At 43.6% G+C, this 15,482-nt stretch carries 14 protein-coding genes; 11 read left to right on the top strand and 3 right to left on the bottom strand.

Annotated features, from left to right (window positions below; genetic code table 11):
* The first annotated feature begins 16 nt into the window (after positions 1-16).
* The 3 genes from cmk to D1151_RS05465 all read left to right on the top strand — a co-directional run bounded on the left by cmk (position 17) and on the right by D1151_RS05465 (position 3,572).
* A complete protein-coding gene (cmk, locus tag D1151_RS05475) occupies positions 17-670 on the top strand; it encodes a (d)CMP kinase (RefSeq protein WP_160201293.1) in 654 nt (217 codons plus the stop codon).
* Positions 670-1,911 (top strand): DUF1015 domain-containing protein, encoded by a 1,242-nt coding sequence (locus D1151_RS05470; RefSeq protein ID WP_160201292.1) that lies wholly within the window; start codon positions 670-672, stop codon positions 1,909-1,911. Before cmk ends, D1151_RS05470 begins: the two co-directional genes overlap by 1 nt.
* A gap of 74 nt (positions 1,912-1,985) precedes the next feature.
* Positions 1,986-3,572: a penicillin-binding protein 2 gene (locus tag D1151_RS05465; RefSeq protein ID WP_161908233.1), complete on the top strand. Its 1,587-nt coding sequence runs from the start codon at positions 1,986-1,988 to the stop codon at positions 3,570-3,572.
* On the opposite strand, the gene sigK is transcribed toward D1151_RS05465, so the two are convergent.
* Complete coding sequence (gene sigK / locus D1151_RS05460; RefSeq protein WP_160201290.1) at positions 3,566-4,192, bottom strand: RNA polymerase sporulation sigma factor SigK; 627 nt, start codon at positions 4,190-4,192, stop codon at positions 3,566-3,568. The two genes, D1151_RS05465 and sigK, sit on opposite strands and share 7 nt — an antisense overlap.
* A 99-nt stretch (positions 4,193-4,291) precedes the next feature.
* Complete coding sequence (locus D1151_RS05455; RefSeq protein WP_160201289.1) at positions 4,292-4,456, bottom strand: DUF1540 domain-containing protein; 165 nt, start codon at positions 4,454-4,456, stop codon at positions 4,292-4,294.
* A 181-nt stretch (positions 4,457-4,637) separates the two neighbouring features.
* Here D1151_RS05455 and radC point away from each other — a divergent pair, with 181 nt between their 5' ends.
* The 7 genes from radC to D1151_RS05420 all read left to right on the top strand — a co-directional run bounded on the left by radC (position 4,638) and on the right by D1151_RS05420 (position 12,442).
* Entirely contained in the window at positions 4,638-5,318 is a 681-nt protein-coding gene (gene radC, locus D1151_RS05450; protein WP_160201288.1) for a DNA repair protein RadC, read from the top strand.
* 28 nt (positions 5,319-5,346) lie between these two features.
* Entirely contained in the window at positions 5,347-6,390 is a 1,044-nt protein-coding gene (locus D1151_RS05445) for a rod shape-determining protein (RefSeq protein ID WP_160201287.1), read from the top strand.
* 12 nt (positions 6,391-6,402) lie between these two features.
* Positions 6,403-7,221 (top strand): rod shape-determining protein MreC, encoded by an 819-nt coding sequence (mreC, locus tag D1151_RS05440; RefSeq protein ID WP_160201286.1) that lies wholly within the window; start codon positions 6,403-6,405, stop codon positions 7,219-7,221.
* On the top strand, positions 7,218-7,718 hold the full coding sequence (gene mreD, locus D1151_RS05435; RefSeq protein ID WP_160201285.1) for a rod shape-determining protein MreD: 501 nt from the start codon (positions 7,218-7,220) through the stop codon (positions 7,716-7,718). Before mreC ends, mreD begins: the two co-directional genes overlap by 4 nt.
* Entirely contained in the window at positions 7,715-10,444 is a 2,730-nt protein-coding gene (locus D1151_RS05430) for a penicillin-binding transpeptidase domain-containing protein (protein ID WP_160201284.1), read from the top strand. The genes mreD and D1151_RS05430 overlap by 4 nt, the downstream gene beginning before the upstream one ends.
* 23 nt (positions 10,445-10,467) lie before the next feature.
* Entirely contained in the window at positions 10,468-11,205 is a 738-nt protein-coding gene (gene minD, locus D1151_RS05425) for a septum site-determining protein MinD (protein WP_161908232.1), read from the top strand.
* A 211-nt stretch (positions 11,206-11,416) separates the two neighbouring features.
* A complete protein-coding gene (locus D1151_RS05420; protein ID WP_161908231.1) occupies positions 11,417-12,442 on the top strand; it encodes a uroporphyrinogen decarboxylase family protein in 1,026 nt (341 codons plus the stop codon).
* 176 nt (positions 12,443-12,618) lie between these two features.
* On the opposite strand, the gene D1151_RS05415 is transcribed toward D1151_RS05420, so the two are convergent.
* Positions 12,619-13,722 carry an FtsW/RodA/SpoVE family cell cycle protein gene (locus D1151_RS05415; protein ID WP_161908230.1) on the bottom strand — a complete coding sequence of 368 codons (1,104 nt, stop codon included), beginning with the start codon at positions 13,720-13,722 and terminating at the stop codon, positions 12,619-12,621.
* Positions 13,723-13,895: 173 nt separating this feature from the next.
* On the opposite strand from D1151_RS05415, the gene rny reads away from it, so the two are divergent.
* The gene (rny, locus tag D1151_RS05410; protein WP_160201280.1) at positions 13,896-15,437 is read left to right on the top strand and encodes a ribonuclease Y; all 1,542 of its coding nucleotides are present in this window, start codon (positions 13,896-13,898) and stop codon (positions 15,435-15,437) included.
* Positions 15,438-15,482 lie beyond the last annotated feature (45 nt).

Genomic DNA, 15,482 nt, shown 5'->3' with positions numbered 1-15,482 from the left:
AAAACAGGAGAAATACATGAAAGAAATCATTAGAATTGCGGTGGATGGACCTAGCGGTGCAGGAAAGAGCACCATCGCCAAAGCCATTGCAAAGAAACTTTGCATAGACTATATTGACACAGGCGCAATGTACAGAGCTGTGGGATATAAAATGCTGCAAAAGGGTATCGCTATGGATGATATTCCTGCGATTACCGAAATGTTAAAAGAAACCGAAATTGACTTCTCCAGTGGAAACATCTATTTGGATGGGGAAAATATCAACGACAGAATTAGAACAGAGGAAATTTCCAAGCAGGCTTCTGATTGCTCTGCCCTTGGCATTGTCAGAGCTAAGCTTACAGAACAGCAGCAGAAGATGGGTGAGAAAAAAAGCGTTATTATGGATGGCAGAGATATCGGTACAGTGGTATTTCCAGATGCGGAGTATAAGTTTTATATTACGGCGACAGCAGAAGAGCGTGCAAACAGACGATTTAAGGAGCTGATTGCAAAGGGCGAAGAGGTGACTTATGAGAAAGTTCTTGCAGATATCAAGCAGAGAGACCATAATGATTCTACCAGAGAAATAAATCCTCTTAGAAAAGCGGATGACGCATTGGAACTGGACACCACAGAGATGAAAATTGAAGAAGTAATAGATTTTATCAGCAAGGAGATGAACAAATAATGTCGATTGTCAGACCTTTTCGGGCTGTCAGACCTGCAAAAGAAAAAGCAGAACGCGTCATTGCACTTCCTTATGATGTAATGAACAGAGAAGAAGCGGCAGAAATGGCAAAGGGAAATCCGGATAGTTTTCTTCATATCAGCAGAGCCGAAATTGATTTGCCCGGGGAAATTGATCCCTATAGCAGAAGTGTTTACGAAAAAGGCAGAGATAATATCCAGGCATTTCTAAAGAGCGGAGTGCTGCTAGAGGAAGAAAAGCCTGCCCTTTATATCTACAGACAACAGATGGATGGCAGATTTCAGACCGGAATCGTAGGATGCTGCAGTATTGACGCCTATGCAAATAACGATATCAAGAAGCATGAACTGACCAGAGTTGAGAAAGAGCAGGACAGAATTAATCACTTTGATGTCTGCAGCGCCAATACGGAACCGATATTTTTGACTTATAGGGACAGCAGCGACATTGATGCTGTAATCGATGGTTATACGAAAAGCCATGAACCGGTGTACGATTTGACAACGGCAGAAGGTATTGGACATGCACTTTGGGTTGTTGAGGAAGAAGTTGTGATAGCAAAACTTTGCGAAGCCTTTGAAGAGGTACCTGCCCTTTACATCGCTGACGGACACCATAGAAGTGCATCTGCTTACAAGGTTGGAATGAAGCGGCGGCAGGATTGTCCTAATTATACTGGTGAAGAGGAATTCAATTACTTCATGGCGGTGATTTTTCCGGACAGTCAGCTGAAAATCTTTGACTATAATAGAGTCGTAAAAGACTTAAACGGTTATACAGAGAAAGAACTTCTTCAGAAAATTGAAGAAGCAGGTTTTGTGATTATAGAAAAGGGTGCGGAGAGCTATAGACCGCAGCATATTCACGAGTTTTCTATGTATTTGAGTGGCACGTGGTATGAACTGCGGGCGAAAGATGAGCTGGTGCCGGACGATGTAATTGGTGCGCTGGATGTTTCTATTTTGCAGAATCATCTCCTTGGACCAATCCTTGGAATTTCTGATCCGCGTACAGACAAGCGAATTGACTTTATCGGAGGAATCAGAGGACTTGAGGAACTGAAACGCCGTGCGGACAGTGATATGAAACTGGCATTTGCTGTATATCCGGTGACTATGGCAGAGCTGATGCATATTGCTGATTGTGGTCAAATTATGCCTCCGAAATCCACTTGGTTTGAGCCGAAGCTTGGGAGCGGTCTGTTCATGCATCGCATTTAAAACACTTGAAAATGTATAACGAGAGACTTTGCGGAAAAACTATCTGCAAAGTCTTTTTTATGGGAGGAAGCGACATGGTGAAGCGGTATGGAAAGCGGATTAGAATCATTGGGATTGTAGGATTGGCTTTATTTCTAGCGCTGATTGGCAGGCTGTATTATATTCAGATTTTGTGCGGGCAGGAACTGGCGGCAGGCGCTTTGGGGCAGCAGATTATAAAGGTGCAGTCTGTCAATAATCGCGGCACCATTTATGACAGGAATATGCTTCCCCTTACAGACAGCGGATGCAGTTATTATTATCTCGTGGCGGAAGAAAGGTGCGACGCGGGATTTACTCTTTTGATGAGGAAGGTGCAGGCAGAAGTGGCAGGCTCCAAAGGGGAGGGTTATACGGTATATAAGACTGCCGTGTACGATGAAGAGGTGAATGAAACGCTGCTTACCCGCTATGGCGCTTATGGATTCTGCCTTGGAAGCAGGTACGAAGATACGCAGACTGCTGCTCACTTAATCGGCTATCTCAGTGGGGAGGATAGAACCGGTGCAGCTGGTCTTGAAAAAATGTTCCAATATCGTCTCTCTGCTTCTTCTGCAAAGCTTCTGATGGTAGGCAATGGCATAGGGGCACCGGTTCCTGGAATTGGAGTAAGTCAGAGCCAGGACTGCACTGTGATTGATCCGGCAGCAGTGGTAACAACTGTTGACAGCAGTCTGCAAAAGAAAATTGAAGAAATTTTGAAAGAAAAAGAAATTTCTGGTGCGGTAGTGGTGATGAAACCGGGATCAGGACAGATTTTGGCAATGGCCAGTACGCCGGGGTTTAATCCCAATCAGGTGGAGAATTACCTTAACTCCGGACAGGGAGAGCTTGTCAACAAAGCGGTGCAGGGAGTATATCCGCCAGGTTCAGTGTTTAAAATTGTAGTGGCTGCCGCTGCTCTTGAAAGCGGTGCAGCTGATTTGACGGAAACATATAATTGTACTGGAAAGACAGAAGTTAACGGTGTAACACTGATTTGCGATGATCATCCGAGCGGACATGGGGAAGTGGATTTTGAAGAAGCTTTTGCGCTGTCCTGCAACGGCTTTTTTGCCCATTTAGCAGAAAAGACTGGATCCGAGACCATTGTTGAGATGGCACAGCGGATGGGTCTTGGAAAGACTGTCATTTCCGGCTTTCCTGATGAAGAGTCTGGAACTTTTCCGGAGGAAAGCGAGAGAAGGGATAGAGGGCTATCAAATTTTGCCATTGGTCAGGGAAGTCTCTTGGTTACACCGGTGCAAATCGCAAAAATGACCAATATTATCGCCTCTGGCGGAGTGGATTATCAGGCAACTCTTGTTATGAGTATAGAAGGCCAGTCACCGGAGGGAACTAGAGTAATGACTGAAGTGACTGCCAAGGAGATTGCCCACATGATGGAGGCGGTCTGTGAAAAGGGAACGGCTTCCAGTGCAAGTCTGCATAGGAAATCTGCAGGAAAAACCGGTTCTGCCGAGGCGGGGTCAGATGAAAGTTATACAGTGCATGGCTGGTTTACAGGATATTTTCCTGCGGAGAACCCTGAATATACAGTGACTATAATTGCTGAAAATGGAAAGACAGGAAGCCGTTCAGCACTTCCTGTCTTTGAAGAGATTGTAAATTTTCTCTACTGATGAAATCCGTCTCGCAGCTTTTCCAGCGCACGCTTTTCGATTCTGGAAACATAGGAACGGCTGATATTCATAGAAGATGCGATTTCCCTCTGAGTTTTTGCCTCTCTTCCCGAAAGTCCGTAGCGAAGACAGATGATTTCCTTTTCTCTGGGTGTCAGCACTTTTTCTATGATTTCGTAAAGTTCTTTGATTTGAAATTTCAGATTTAGATTGTCAACAATTTCATCGGGATCTGTGCCTAAGATGTCATTGAGACTGATTTCGTTTCCGTCTTTATCCGTGCCGATGGGAAGACTGATGGAGACTTCCTGTTTGTTTTTCTTTGATGCCCGGATGTTCATCAGAATTTCATTTTCGATACATCTTGCCGCATAGGTGGCAAGTCTTGCGGCCTTTTTGCTGGTGTAGGTATTGATTGCTTTTATCAGCCCAATAGATCCAATGGAAATTAAATCTTCTAAAGGGGTATTGGCGCCTGTATATTTTCTGGCAATATGGGCGACCAGACGAAGATTTCTTTCGATTAAAACGTCTTTCGCCAAGGGGTCGCCAGCTTCCATCATTTCAACGTACATTTTCTCTTCATTTTCTGAAAGTGGCAGTGGAAAGGAACTGCTCATATATGTAACCCCCTCTTCGAATAAAACTATATGCGAAAAGAGAGGGCAAAGTGCATGACTACCTTGAAATAGGCATGGTTCTAAATTTAGACGCCGCGCTTATTTTACCTGGAAGGACATGCAGTCTGTGCACTGGCACTGGGTCGGATTTGCCTCGTGAGTGCCGACGGTGATTGCTTCCAGAGAGCAGTGGGTGCCATCACCTGCGATGTGCTTGCACTGCGTTACAGTGCAGTTGATTTTCTGATTACAACAATGACTCATAATAAAACCTCCTCATCACGTTATCTCAGTAAATATTTTGCCCGCCTTTCACAAAAATATAAGGGCTTTTGCTTGTAAGGACTGACAAATAATGATATAATTCATAATGATATTTTGCGATTAATTTAAAATGGAATGGAAATTGTTACGGCAGATTTTATCAGCATAGAGAGGATATGATATGCAAATAAAATTATTGCCCGAGAATGAAAGACCTGTAGAAAAAGCCTGCAGTATCGGCATAGACAAGCTGTCCAGTGCGGAGCTGATTGCGCTGATTCTTCATACAGGCACCAAAAACAAGTCAGCAATTGGTCTGGGAGAAGATGTGCTTTCAGCATTTCCCGGCGGCATCTGTGATTTAGGTGGATGTACGCTGGAAGATCTTCTGCAGATTGATGGTATCGGACCTTCCAAAGCGTGCAGTATCTTGGGAGCCATAGAACTTGGTAAGCGTATTGCGGCAAGTATGCCAAAAGAGCGCAGTACTATTACAGGTTCTGAGGATGTTGCTAAGCTTTTTATGGAAGAACTTAGATATCGGAAAAAGGAACATTTCAAATCTGTACTGGTCAACACAAAAAGCGAAATCATTGCTGTTGATTCCGTGTCTGTGGGTGAATTGTCAAGCACCATCATCCACCCGAGAGAAGTTTTCCAGCTGGCAATTAGAAAGAGCGCTGCTGCTGTAATCTTTATCCACAATCATCCCAGCGGGGATCCGACACCCAGCGGCGAAGATATTGAAACTACGAAGCGACTGACAGAAGCAGGAAAGCTTCTTGGAATTCGGGTTCTTGATCATGTCATTATTGGTGATGGCAGGTATGCAAGTATGGGAGCAATGGGATTGATGGAGTAAACGTGATAGAATTTTTGGAGGTAACAGAATGTTTAACTTATTTTCGGCAAAAGATATGGGAATCGACTTAGGAACTGCCAACACCTTGATTTACATCAAGGACAAGGGAATTGTGCTTAACGAACCATCCGTCATTGCGATGGATAACAGAAGGGGCGTTACCCTTGCGGTAGGCTCACAGGCAAAGGACATGATTGGCAAGGCGCCAGCTAACATCAGTGTTATCAGACCCCTTGAAGACGGCGTTATTTCTGATTTTGACAGAACTGCAGATATGCTAAAAGCTTTCATTGAAAAGGCTGCGGCAACCAATAAGGTAAAGAATTTCCGTGTGGTAGTCGGTGTGCCGAGCGGTGTCACTGAGGTAGAGAAGAGAGCGGTAGAAGAGACTGTCAGAAATATGGGCGCTTCCGAAGTATATATTTTAGAAGAACCGATGGCAGCTGCAATTGGAGCAGGTCTTGATGTGGACAGTTCTACTGCTTGTATGATTGCTGATATTGGCGGCGGTACGACGGATATCGCCATTATTGCGCTAGGCGGCATAGTAGCAAGTTCCTCTATTCGCCATGCGGGAGATAAGTTTAACGACGCAATCATTCAGTACATGAGAAAAAGACATGCACTGCTGATTGGTGAAAAGACGGCTGAGTACCTGAAGATTCAGGTGGGAGCAGCATGTCTTGATCTTGATGAAAACGGTGATGAGATTATTACCACTGTTAATGCCAGCGGCAGAGATATCATCTCCGGTCTTCCAAAGATTCTGGAGGTAAGCAACAGAGATATTATGATGGCGCTGCAGGAATCTGTGGATATTATTGTCGATGGTGTAAAAGCTACTATTGAGAAGGCTCCGCCTGAAATTGCGGCAGATATTGCGGCGAACGGCATGCTTCTTTCCGGAGGCGGCGGTATGATTCACAATTTGGATCAAATGATTGAAAAGAGAACTGGCGTGAAGGCGAATATAGCCGAAAATGCCTTTGAAGCAGTGGCGATGGGTACAGGCATGAGTCTGAACAATATCGAAAAACTGAAAATCTATGCGACTAGCATTAATAGAAGATAGGATAGATAGGGTATGAAGTGGATTAAAAATCACAAGTTAATCAGTTTTCTTTTGGCAGTGATTCTGCTTAGTCTGCTGTTTCTGGCAGGCTCTGTGGCTGCCGGAGGAAGTGGCAATATCGTAACGGGAGTATTCAATCGTATTTATACAGCCATTGAGCGGCCTGTTACGGCTGTAGCAGGGGGGATTTCCGACAACGTTTCCGGAATTTTCTCCTATCAGCAGCTTCAGAAGGAAAATGAAGCGCTGAAGGAAGAAAATCAAAAGCTAAAAGAGCAGGTAACGGGGCTGACCCTTTCTGCCAATGAGCTCAAAGAGTTGAAGACTTTGTCTAAAGTTTTGAATTTCAAGGGCATCAGCGGAAGCGGAGATATCGTGTCGGCAGATGTAGTATCCATGGATGGTGCCAACTGGATGAATATTTTTACCATCAATGTGGGAACTGAAAGCGGGGTTTCGCCGGATAGTATTGTTATCTGCGGTGAAGGACTTGTAGGCAAGGTGCATTCAGCGGGTAAAGGCTGGGCGAAGGTAATATCCATGATCGATGAATCCAGCCGCATTACCTTTAAAGTTTCAGGCAATCTGAAGCTGATTGGTGTGGTGGAGGGTTCTTCTGACGGAACACTCAGCGGTTTTATGCTGGACAGCAATGCCAAGGTGGAAGAAGGCGACCGTCTGGTAACAAGCGGTATGGGACTGTTTCCTGCCGGCATTGAAATTGGCAGAATTACCAAGGTAAGATACGATAGCGATGAACAGCTGCAGAAGGTGGACATCAAGTCCTCTGTTGACTTTAAATCTTTGCAGAAAGTTGCGGTGATTCTATGAAGTATCGGCAGGGATTCCTTCTATATATAGCGGCATTTTTCCTGAAACCTTTTCTGCAGGATTTGATTCCTGCCTTTGGGAACAATGTGAATCTGCTTCTATGTCTGACGGTAGTGCTGACGTTTTTGTACGATGAGACTCTTCCGGGCATTCTCTGCGGATTTGTTTTCGGGCTGCTCCACGACATAGTATTCGGCATTTATATAGGACCGGGCGTTACCGCACTGGTCGTGACGGGCATTGCAGTTTTAGTGCTGCGAGAGTTTGTAAATATAGAAAATTTTTTTAATGCACTGATTGCAATGCTGTTTTCTACTTGGCTGTATACATCAGTGTACTGGGGCATTTATTTTGTACTGGGAAGTCCGTACAGCTACGGCTATGCGATGAAAACCGTGCCTTGGCAGCTTTTATTTAACTGTCTGGTTGCAGCAGTACTGTATTTGCCTCTCATTAAAAGGGTAAAAAAACACAGAAGAGATAGGTATTTTAAATGAATAAAGGGTTAAAACAGGCGCATGCAAGGTATCAGCAGATTGTAGTGGTACTCATTGTTCTGATGGTGATTTTGTCTTTTCGCTTGTTCATGGTAACAATTTTGCAGCATGAACAGTGGACTTCCAAGGCTTCAGACCAGAATACGAAGACCATCAGTACTTCTGCGCCACGGGGGAATATTTACGACAGAAACGGCGAAGCGCTCGCTATCAATAAGCAGGTATTTACCGTGAATTTTAATGTCAGCGCTTTGTCTACAGAAGAAATTAACAGTTCTGCATTGGAACTGATAAACACGCTGATTAAAAACGGCGATAAGTATACGGACAACTTTCCGATTAAAATCAACAGCAGCGGAAAATTTTATTACACTTATAAACAGCAGATTAAAAAATGGCTGTCAAAGCAGGGCTTTGATACAAATCTGACTGCGGCAGAGGCGTTCAGCAGACTTTGCAGCAGATACAATCTGGATGACAGCCAGGAGGCGAGATTTGCTTCTATGGCGATGCTGGAAGAAAAATACAACCTGAATATTCCAATCAACGAGGATAAGATGGTCTATACCTATGACCAGTCCTTGGAACTTTTCTTTGGAAAATTCAGTTCCTATGAAGATGAATTTAACGGCAAGATGACTGCAGAGGAATGCTTTGCAGCGCTTCGCAAGAAGTACGATATTGATCCGGAGCTTTCAGATAAGGAGGCACGGAAGATTTTTATTATTCGAAACGAAGTTGCGACCAATGGTTTTACTCGATATTTGCCGATTAAAGTTGCGTCGGATATCAGTACTAAAACCATTGCACATATTGAAGAATCTGGCATTCCCGGCGTGGAAGTTGCATCAGAAAGCGAGCGCGTTTATCCTAACAAAAATACGGCGTGTCATATTCTTGGTTATTTAGGTGCGATTTCCGAAAGTGAGACAGCGTACTATGTAGATGAGCGTGGGTACAGTTCCAGTGATCTTGTTGGAAAAGACGGTATAGAAGCGGCGCTGGAAGAAAAGCTTCACGGCACACCTGGCACGACCCAGATTCGTGTAAACAGTGCGGGTGAATACGTGGAGACTATCAGCACCAGCGAGCCGAAAAAAGGTTCTGATGTATATTTGACTATCGATTTGCGCCTGCAAAAGGCTGCAGAAAAATCTCTTGCCAAGGCGGCTGCGGGAAAGAGCGGTGCGGCAGTTGCAATCGATGCAGAGACAGGTGATGTTCTTGCTATGGCAAGTTATCCGACCTACAATCCGAATATTTTTGCTAATGGCATTTCTGATAGAGCCTGGGATTCAGTGCAGCAGGAAAATCCGAGAGATCCGTTTTCTCCTGCCCCGCTGTATAACAATGCAACGAAGGCAGCGATTCAGCCCGGATCTACCTTTAAACCTATTACGGCGGTGGCAGCTCTGGAAGCAGGACTGGATCCTAACCGAAGCATTTACGATGACGGTATGATTGAATATGGTGATAGAGAATGGGGTTGCTCCGCATGGAATGATTACGGAGGCAGACATGGCAGCCAGAATTTGGAATGGGGTATTGGAAACTCCTGCAACACCTATTTTTATAATATTGCTACCGGTAAGGACTGGGATTCAGGTGCTTCTTTAGGCTATACCATGACCGTGGAAGATTTGATGGATACTGCAAAGAAATTCGGTCTGGGTGTCAAGACCGGTATTGAAATTGACGAGGTTGTAGCAGAAACGCCGACGTCTCAGATGAAAATAGACAACACGAAAGTGGGAATCAGAGATTATCTGTACAATAACAGAAATACTTTCTTCCCGAAGTCGGTGGTGAACGACTACGACAAGCTGGTGGAGAACCTGAGCACTATTGCGGACTGGACAGAGGACAATCCGGAGTATGGAGATTTGATTGAGCTTTTGAAAGCGCATACTGATGTAAAAGAGAGTCAAATTGAAACGGTAGCCTCCCGTGTCAAGTTTGACTACTATATTCAGGCGCAGTGGGGTGTAGGCGACCAGTTCAACTTCTCAATCGGGCAGGGATATAATGCCTATACGCCTCTTGCAATGGCAAACTATGTAGCAACGCTTGGAAACGATGGTGTCAGAAATCAGGCGAGTCTGGTTTATGGCGTAGAAGGCGAAGGGCTTAATGTTAAAGATAAAGCGGTAGATTTGAAACTGAAAGACGGCACAGTAGACGAAGTAATCAAGGGTATGCGTCGTGTATGCACCAGTGGTACGCTTTCCGGCTTCTTTGGGAATTTTCCTGTAGCAGTTGCTGGAAAAACGGGTACAGCTGAGAACCAGACGCTGATTCAGCCGAAGAGTGAAGTTAATTATGTAAAAAATCATTTGGGACAGTTTAACTCTGCGGCAGGCACTGACATTTCCTGGTCTAAGGTTAAAAAGACCATGGAAGAGATGATGGAAAAGGATTCTGAACGCTATCCATCAGAAGAGGACACGGTAGATGATGCGCTGATTGAAGCAAGCGGTTACAAGATTACTCAGTCGATGATTAATTCCTATAAGCAGACTCATGATTATGTGGCTTGGACAATCGCTATGGCGCCTGCTGATAATCCGAAAATTGCGGTGGCTGTCATGATTATCGACGGTGGTTATTCTTCCAATGCAGCGCCGGTAGCCAAGGATATCTTAGAGGCTTATCTGGGGCTGGATGAGGCTGATAATAAAGTAAAAGTAAATAAAACCGATATGGACGGAAAAAATAGAGTACAGTAGTTTAGATTTAATTGGAGGACGAAATGGGCAAAGCATTTTTAATTGCATCAGGAAAGGGCGGAACCGGAAAATCTATGTTTGCCGTTAACTTTGGCGCGACACTGGCAAAGGGAGGGGCAAAAGTGGTGATTCTGGATCTGGATTTAGGACTCCGAAATCTTGACCTATATTTTGGCCTGGAGAACAACGTAGTGTATGATGTTTACGATGTTCTGACAGGAGTCTGCCGCATCAAACAGGCTTTGATTCGAGATAAGAGGTTTGATGATTTATATCTGATGGCTGCATCACCGACCAGAGATGATGGCACGCTGACACCGCTTCATATGAAGGTGCTTTGCGAAAAGTTAAAAAATACCTATGATTATGTGATTATTGATGCGCCTTCTGGTATTGACGATGGTCTGGTTCTGTCCTCTGCAGGTGCGGATACAGCTATTATCGTGACTACACCAGAGTATTCGGCTCTTCGAGATGCAGATGCAGTGGATCGTCAGCTTCTGAAGCTGGGAATAAAAGAGCGTTTTGTTATTCTTAATAAGGTAGTTGCAGAAATGATGAGCGCAGGTTATATGCCGCGACTTCGAGAGATTACCTCCATGCTGCAGCCTCCTTTTGCGGGTCTCATCCAGTTTGATGAAAATATTCAAATTTCTATGAATTTGGGGATTCCGATTGTATTAAAGGAAGATACCTATATCGAAGAAAATTTTGAACATATCGTAGAGAGAATTGAAAAGCAGCAGTCAGAACTTGTATGAGTAAAAAATAGCATGATAAAGTGCACAGGTGCGTTTGGGTACCTATGCACTTTTTTTATAGAAGAATTGAATTTACCATTATTTCTGTAAAATTTCTTAGAACAAGAGCGGCACTTATGATAGAATTGTTCCTGTAGTAGACATAGTCTTATAAAAGATATAGTCTTTACAAATGAAGCTCGATTATGTAGAATAGTAGGAGGGAAAGAGAATGGCAAAAAGAAATATGAAAGAATGGAAGGAAAGTGTAATTGCCAATCCTAGAAAGCAAGGTGCACCAGTACTTACCTTTCCATCCGTACAGCTGACAGGCGCAACAGTGAAACAGCTTGTTACAGATGCGCAGATTCAGGCAGATGGAATGAAATTCCTGACAGAAAGAACCCCGTCTTTAGTAGCAACTAGCATGATGGATTTGACAGTAGAGGCAGAAGCTTGTGGTGCTGAGGTCAGAGTACCAGAAAATGATGTTCCGGCAACTCTGGGTGAACTGATTAAGACAAAAGCTGACGCCGAAAATATGAAAGTGCCTGAAATTGGAGCAGGCCGCACACAGCTGTTTATTGATGCAACAAAGAAGGCTGCTGAGATGATTACTGACAGACCTGTGCTTGCGGGCATTGCTGGTCCATATACTATGGCTGGAAGATTGATTGGTATGACTGAGATGATGATGGCGTGTATGAAAGAGCCTGAAATGGTGACCATCGTAATGGAGAAGTGCACGGAATTCATTACTAAATATGCTCTTGCTTATAAGGAACAGACCAATGCAGGTGGATTTGTTATGGCTGAACCGATGATGGGACTGCTTTCACCAAAGCTAAGCAAGAAATTTGTAACACCTTACTGCAAGCAGATTGTAGAGGCTGTACAGGATGAAGAATTTGTAGTAATCTTCCATAATTGCGGCGGCAATGTTACGAAGATTGCCGACCAGCTGATTGATATTAATGCAGAGGGCTATCATTTTGGCAATGTTATCAATATGGCAGATATTTGCCCGCTGCTGCCCGCTGACAAGCTGGTAATGGGCAACATTGATCCGGCAAACCAGTTCTGTTTCGGTACGGCAGAATCAATGAAAGAAAACACGAAAGCTGTAATGGAGAGTTGTCATAAGTATCCTAACTTTGTAATTTCCTCAGGCTGTGATATCGGACCAAATGCAAGTTGGGAATGTATTGACGCATTCTATGAGGCAATCGACGAGTTCTATATGGAAAAAGGACTTTAAAAAATTTTGCAATCAGGTCAAATTTTATATACCTTCACATTACTAACAGAAGAGACACCCTAGCTTTGCCAACTTAAGGGTGTCTCTTTTACTGTCGGTTATAGTTAATCATAGAGAAAGACGATATAATCAAAGCGTGCAACTGAATCAATTTTGCTTTAGTTGTTCACGCTTGATTAAAAATTAATCCCCTTACTGCGCATACCCACATCTAATACCAGACCGATGGCGAACATATTACTCATGATGGATGAACCACCTGCGCTGAGCAACGGCAGGGTAATACCGGTTACTGGCATAAGCCCCATGGTCATGGCGATGTTTTCAAAGATTTGGAATGCAAACATGCCGATGACACCGGCAACCACCAGGGCGCCGTAAAAGTCTAAAGCGTCTCTGACAATACCTGCCATGCGAACCATTAAAATTGTAAATAATCCGATAACAGCAAGTCCTCCAATCAGTCCCAGTTCTTCGCCGATTACAGAGAAGATAAAGTCAGAGGTCTGTACTGGGATAAAATCCAGTTCTTTCTGCGTACCATTGAAAAGACCTTTTCCGAAGACACCACCAGAACCGATAGCAACTTTGGACTGCCATACCTGCCAGTTGCCGGACAGATTCAGATTATCCGGGTGAAGAAAGGCTTCGATACGCTCTTTCTGATAGTCTGCCATAAAGACATAGGCAACAGGAACGGCCGCAAGAACCAGAGCAAAAAACTTTCCGAAGACTTTCAGATTGATACCTGCAAAGAAAATCATGGCTACCCAGGTGAAAGAGAATACTAAGGCGCTTCCTAAATCCTCTTTCAGCACGATAATGATAATAGGCGCAGCCACAATGCCAGCCTTCAGAAGACCTTTGAAGTTATATAAGTCATCTTTGTGCTCGTTGAGATAGCCTGCCATAATAAGAATAAATAAAAGCTTAACAAATTCTGACGGCTGGATGGTAGTTACCCCCAGGTTAATCCAGGAACGAGCGCCGAACTGCTCCATACCAAGTCCCGGTATGTATACTGAGAGAAGAAGTAGCAGCGACAGCACGTAGAGATACTTTTCCATCCCAGCGAACATATTATAGTTAAAGTTTAAAATTATGACAACACCTATAAATCCAATGAAGTAGGCAATGCACTGTACCACCACTTCTCGGGATATAAATCCACTGCTGATTTGGGTACTTCCAATCATCAAAATGCTGAGTCCGGCAAGCAGAACAACAACTCCGATGATGACTTTATCGATATTTTTAATTAAATTTGAAAAATAGTTCATAGTTTTCCCCTCTTGTTCTTGACATTATGCCGATTACAACATTATAATATATGTTGTGCGAATATATCAAGATTTAATTACGTAATGCGAAATTTTTTATTGAAAACCTTGAAAATATAAGACGACTTTAGAAGAGACTTGAAGAAAAATTAAAAAAAGAAGGAGGTGCTTTAATGTCTCCAATTATATGGATTATTATCTGTGTAGCAGTACTTGCGCTCGGAATATTAGTAGGCTATATCCTGAGAAAAAATATCGGGGAAAAGGCCATCGGCAGTGCAGAACAGAAAGCAAGAAATTTGATTCTGGACGCTGAGAATAAATCCGAAACGATTAAGAAAGAGATTACATTAGAAGCAAAAGAAGAAGCTCATCGCATGCGAACAGACATTGAGCGAGAGGCAAAAGAGAGAAGAGCTGAGATACAGCGCTCTGAAAGAAGGTTGATTCAGAAAGAAGAGTCAGTTGACAGAAAACTGGAAAACATCGAAAAAAGAGAAGAAAGCATTACTAAACACGAGAAAGAAATCTTAGAAAAGAAACAAGAGTTAGAAGGTTTTGTAGCAAGACAGATTGAGGAATTAGAAAAGATTTCCGGTCTGACTGCTGAAGAAGCGAAAGCTTTGCTTTTGGACGAAATTGAGAAGGATGTCAGACATGACGCTTCTTTGATGATTAAGGATATCGAGTCTAAGGCAAAGGAAGATGCGGACAAGAAAGCCAAAGAAATCATTACTGGAGCAATTCAAAGATGTGCGGCAGATCATGTTGCAGAAAGTACAGTTTCTGTAGTTTCTCTGCCAAACGACGAAATGAAGGGCAGAATTATCGGTCGTGAAGGAAGAAACATCAGAGCGATCGAAACACTGACCGGTGTAGATTTGATTATTGACGATACACCGGAGGCAGTTATCATTTCCGGATTTGATCCAGTAAGACGTGAGATTGCAAGAATCGCACTGGAAAAGCTCATCGTCGATGGTCGAATTCATCCTGCCAGAATTGAAGAAATGGTGGACAAAGCTGAGAGAGAAGTCAATTCAATCATCAAAGAAGAAGGTGAACAGGCAACCTTTGAAGTTGGAATTCACAACCTCCATGGAGAACTTGTGAAGCTTCTGGGAAGACTGAAATACAGAACTTCTTATGGGCAGAATGTGTTAAAACATTCTGTGGAAGTTGCACATTTGGCGGGGCTCATGGCAGGAGAGCTTGGTCTTGATCCAAAGCTGGCCAAGCGTGCAGGATTGCTTCACGACATAGGCAAATCTCTTGACCACGAGTATGAAGGCACCCATGTCGATATCGGCATTCAGATTTTAAAGAAATATAAGGAGTCTGAGGCGGTAATCAACGGCATGGCTGCTCATCACGGGGATTATGAACCTAAGAGTATGGAAGCAGTATTGATTGCTGCTGCTGATGCGCTTTCTGCAGCAAGACCTGGTGCGAGAAGAGAAACCTTAGACGCATATATCAAACGTCTTGAAAAGCTGGAAGAAATCGCGAATACTACGCCTGGTGTAGACAAGTCTTTTGCAATTCAGGCGGGCAGAGAAATCCGTATTATTGCAAAACCGGAAGAAATGAACGATGATGATATTGTCTTGCTGGCCAGGGAAGTTTCCAAGAAGATTGAATCTGAACTGGAATATCCAGGGCAGATTAAAGTCAATGTGGTTAGAGAAACAAGAGCAATCGACTACGCTAAGTAATATCGCAAGTATAACTCCCCATTTCCGATGGGGAGTTCTTTCATG

The organism is Emergencia sp. 1XD21-10, assembly GCF_009936045.1.
Lineage (GTDB): Bacteria > Bacillota > Clostridia > Peptostreptococcales > Anaerovoracaceae > Senimuribacter > Senimuribacter intestinalis.
Note: the sequence above shows the minus strand (reverse complement) of the source record. Positions and strands in the feature narration are given on the sequence as shown.

What these genes read in the sequence shown, in the direction of transcription:
- cmk (WP_160201293.1), top strand. Translation starts at nt 17, where the DNA reads ATGAAAGAAATCATTAGAATTGCGGTGGATGGACCTAGCGGTGCAGGA.
- D1151_RS05470 (WP_160201292.1), top strand. Translation starts at nt 670, where the DNA reads ATGTCGATTGTCAGACCTTTTCGGGCTGTCAGACCTGCAAAAGAAAAA.
- D1151_RS05465 (WP_161908233.1), top strand. Translation starts at nt 1,986, where the DNA reads ATGGTGAAGCGGTATGGAAAGCGGATTAGAATCATTGGGATTGTAGGA.
- sigK (WP_160201290.1), bottom strand. Translation starts at nt 4,192, where the DNA reads ATGAGCAGTTCCTTTCCACTGCCACTTTCAGAAAATGAAGAGAAAATG.
- D1151_RS05455 (WP_160201289.1), bottom strand. Translation starts at nt 4,456, where the DNA reads ATGAGTCATTGTTGTAATCAGAAAATCAACTGCACTGTAACGCAGTGC.
- radC (WP_160201288.1), top strand. Translation starts at nt 4,638, where the DNA reads ATGCAAATAAAATTATTGCCCGAGAATGAAAGACCTGTAGAAAAAGCC.
- D1151_RS05445 (WP_160201287.1), top strand. Translation starts at nt 5,347, where the DNA reads ATGTTTAACTTATTTTCGGCAAAAGATATGGGAATCGACTTAGGAACT.
- mreC (WP_160201286.1), top strand. Translation starts at nt 6,403, where the DNA reads ATGAAGTGGATTAAAAATCACAAGTTAATCAGTTTTCTTTTGGCAGTG.
- mreD (WP_160201285.1), top strand. Translation starts at nt 7,218, where the DNA reads ATGAAGTATCGGCAGGGATTCCTTCTATATATAGCGGCATTTTTCCTG.
- D1151_RS05430 (WP_160201284.1), top strand. Translation starts at nt 7,715, where the DNA reads ATGAATAAAGGGTTAAAACAGGCGCATGCAAGGTATCAGCAGATTGTA.
- minD (WP_161908232.1), top strand. Translation starts at nt 10,468, where the DNA reads ATGGGCAAAGCATTTTTAATTGCATCAGGAAAGGGCGGAACCGGAAAA.
- D1151_RS05420 (WP_161908231.1), top strand. Translation starts at nt 11,417, where the DNA reads ATGGCAAAAAGAAATATGAAAGAATGGAAGGAAAGTGTAATTGCCAAT.
- D1151_RS05415 (WP_161908230.1), bottom strand. Translation starts at nt 13,722, where the DNA reads ATGAACTATTTTTCAAATTTAATTAAAAATATCGATAAAGTCATCATC.
- rny (WP_160201280.1), top strand. Translation starts at nt 13,896, where the DNA reads ATGTCTCCAATTATATGGATTATTATCTGTGTAGCAGTACTTGCGCTC.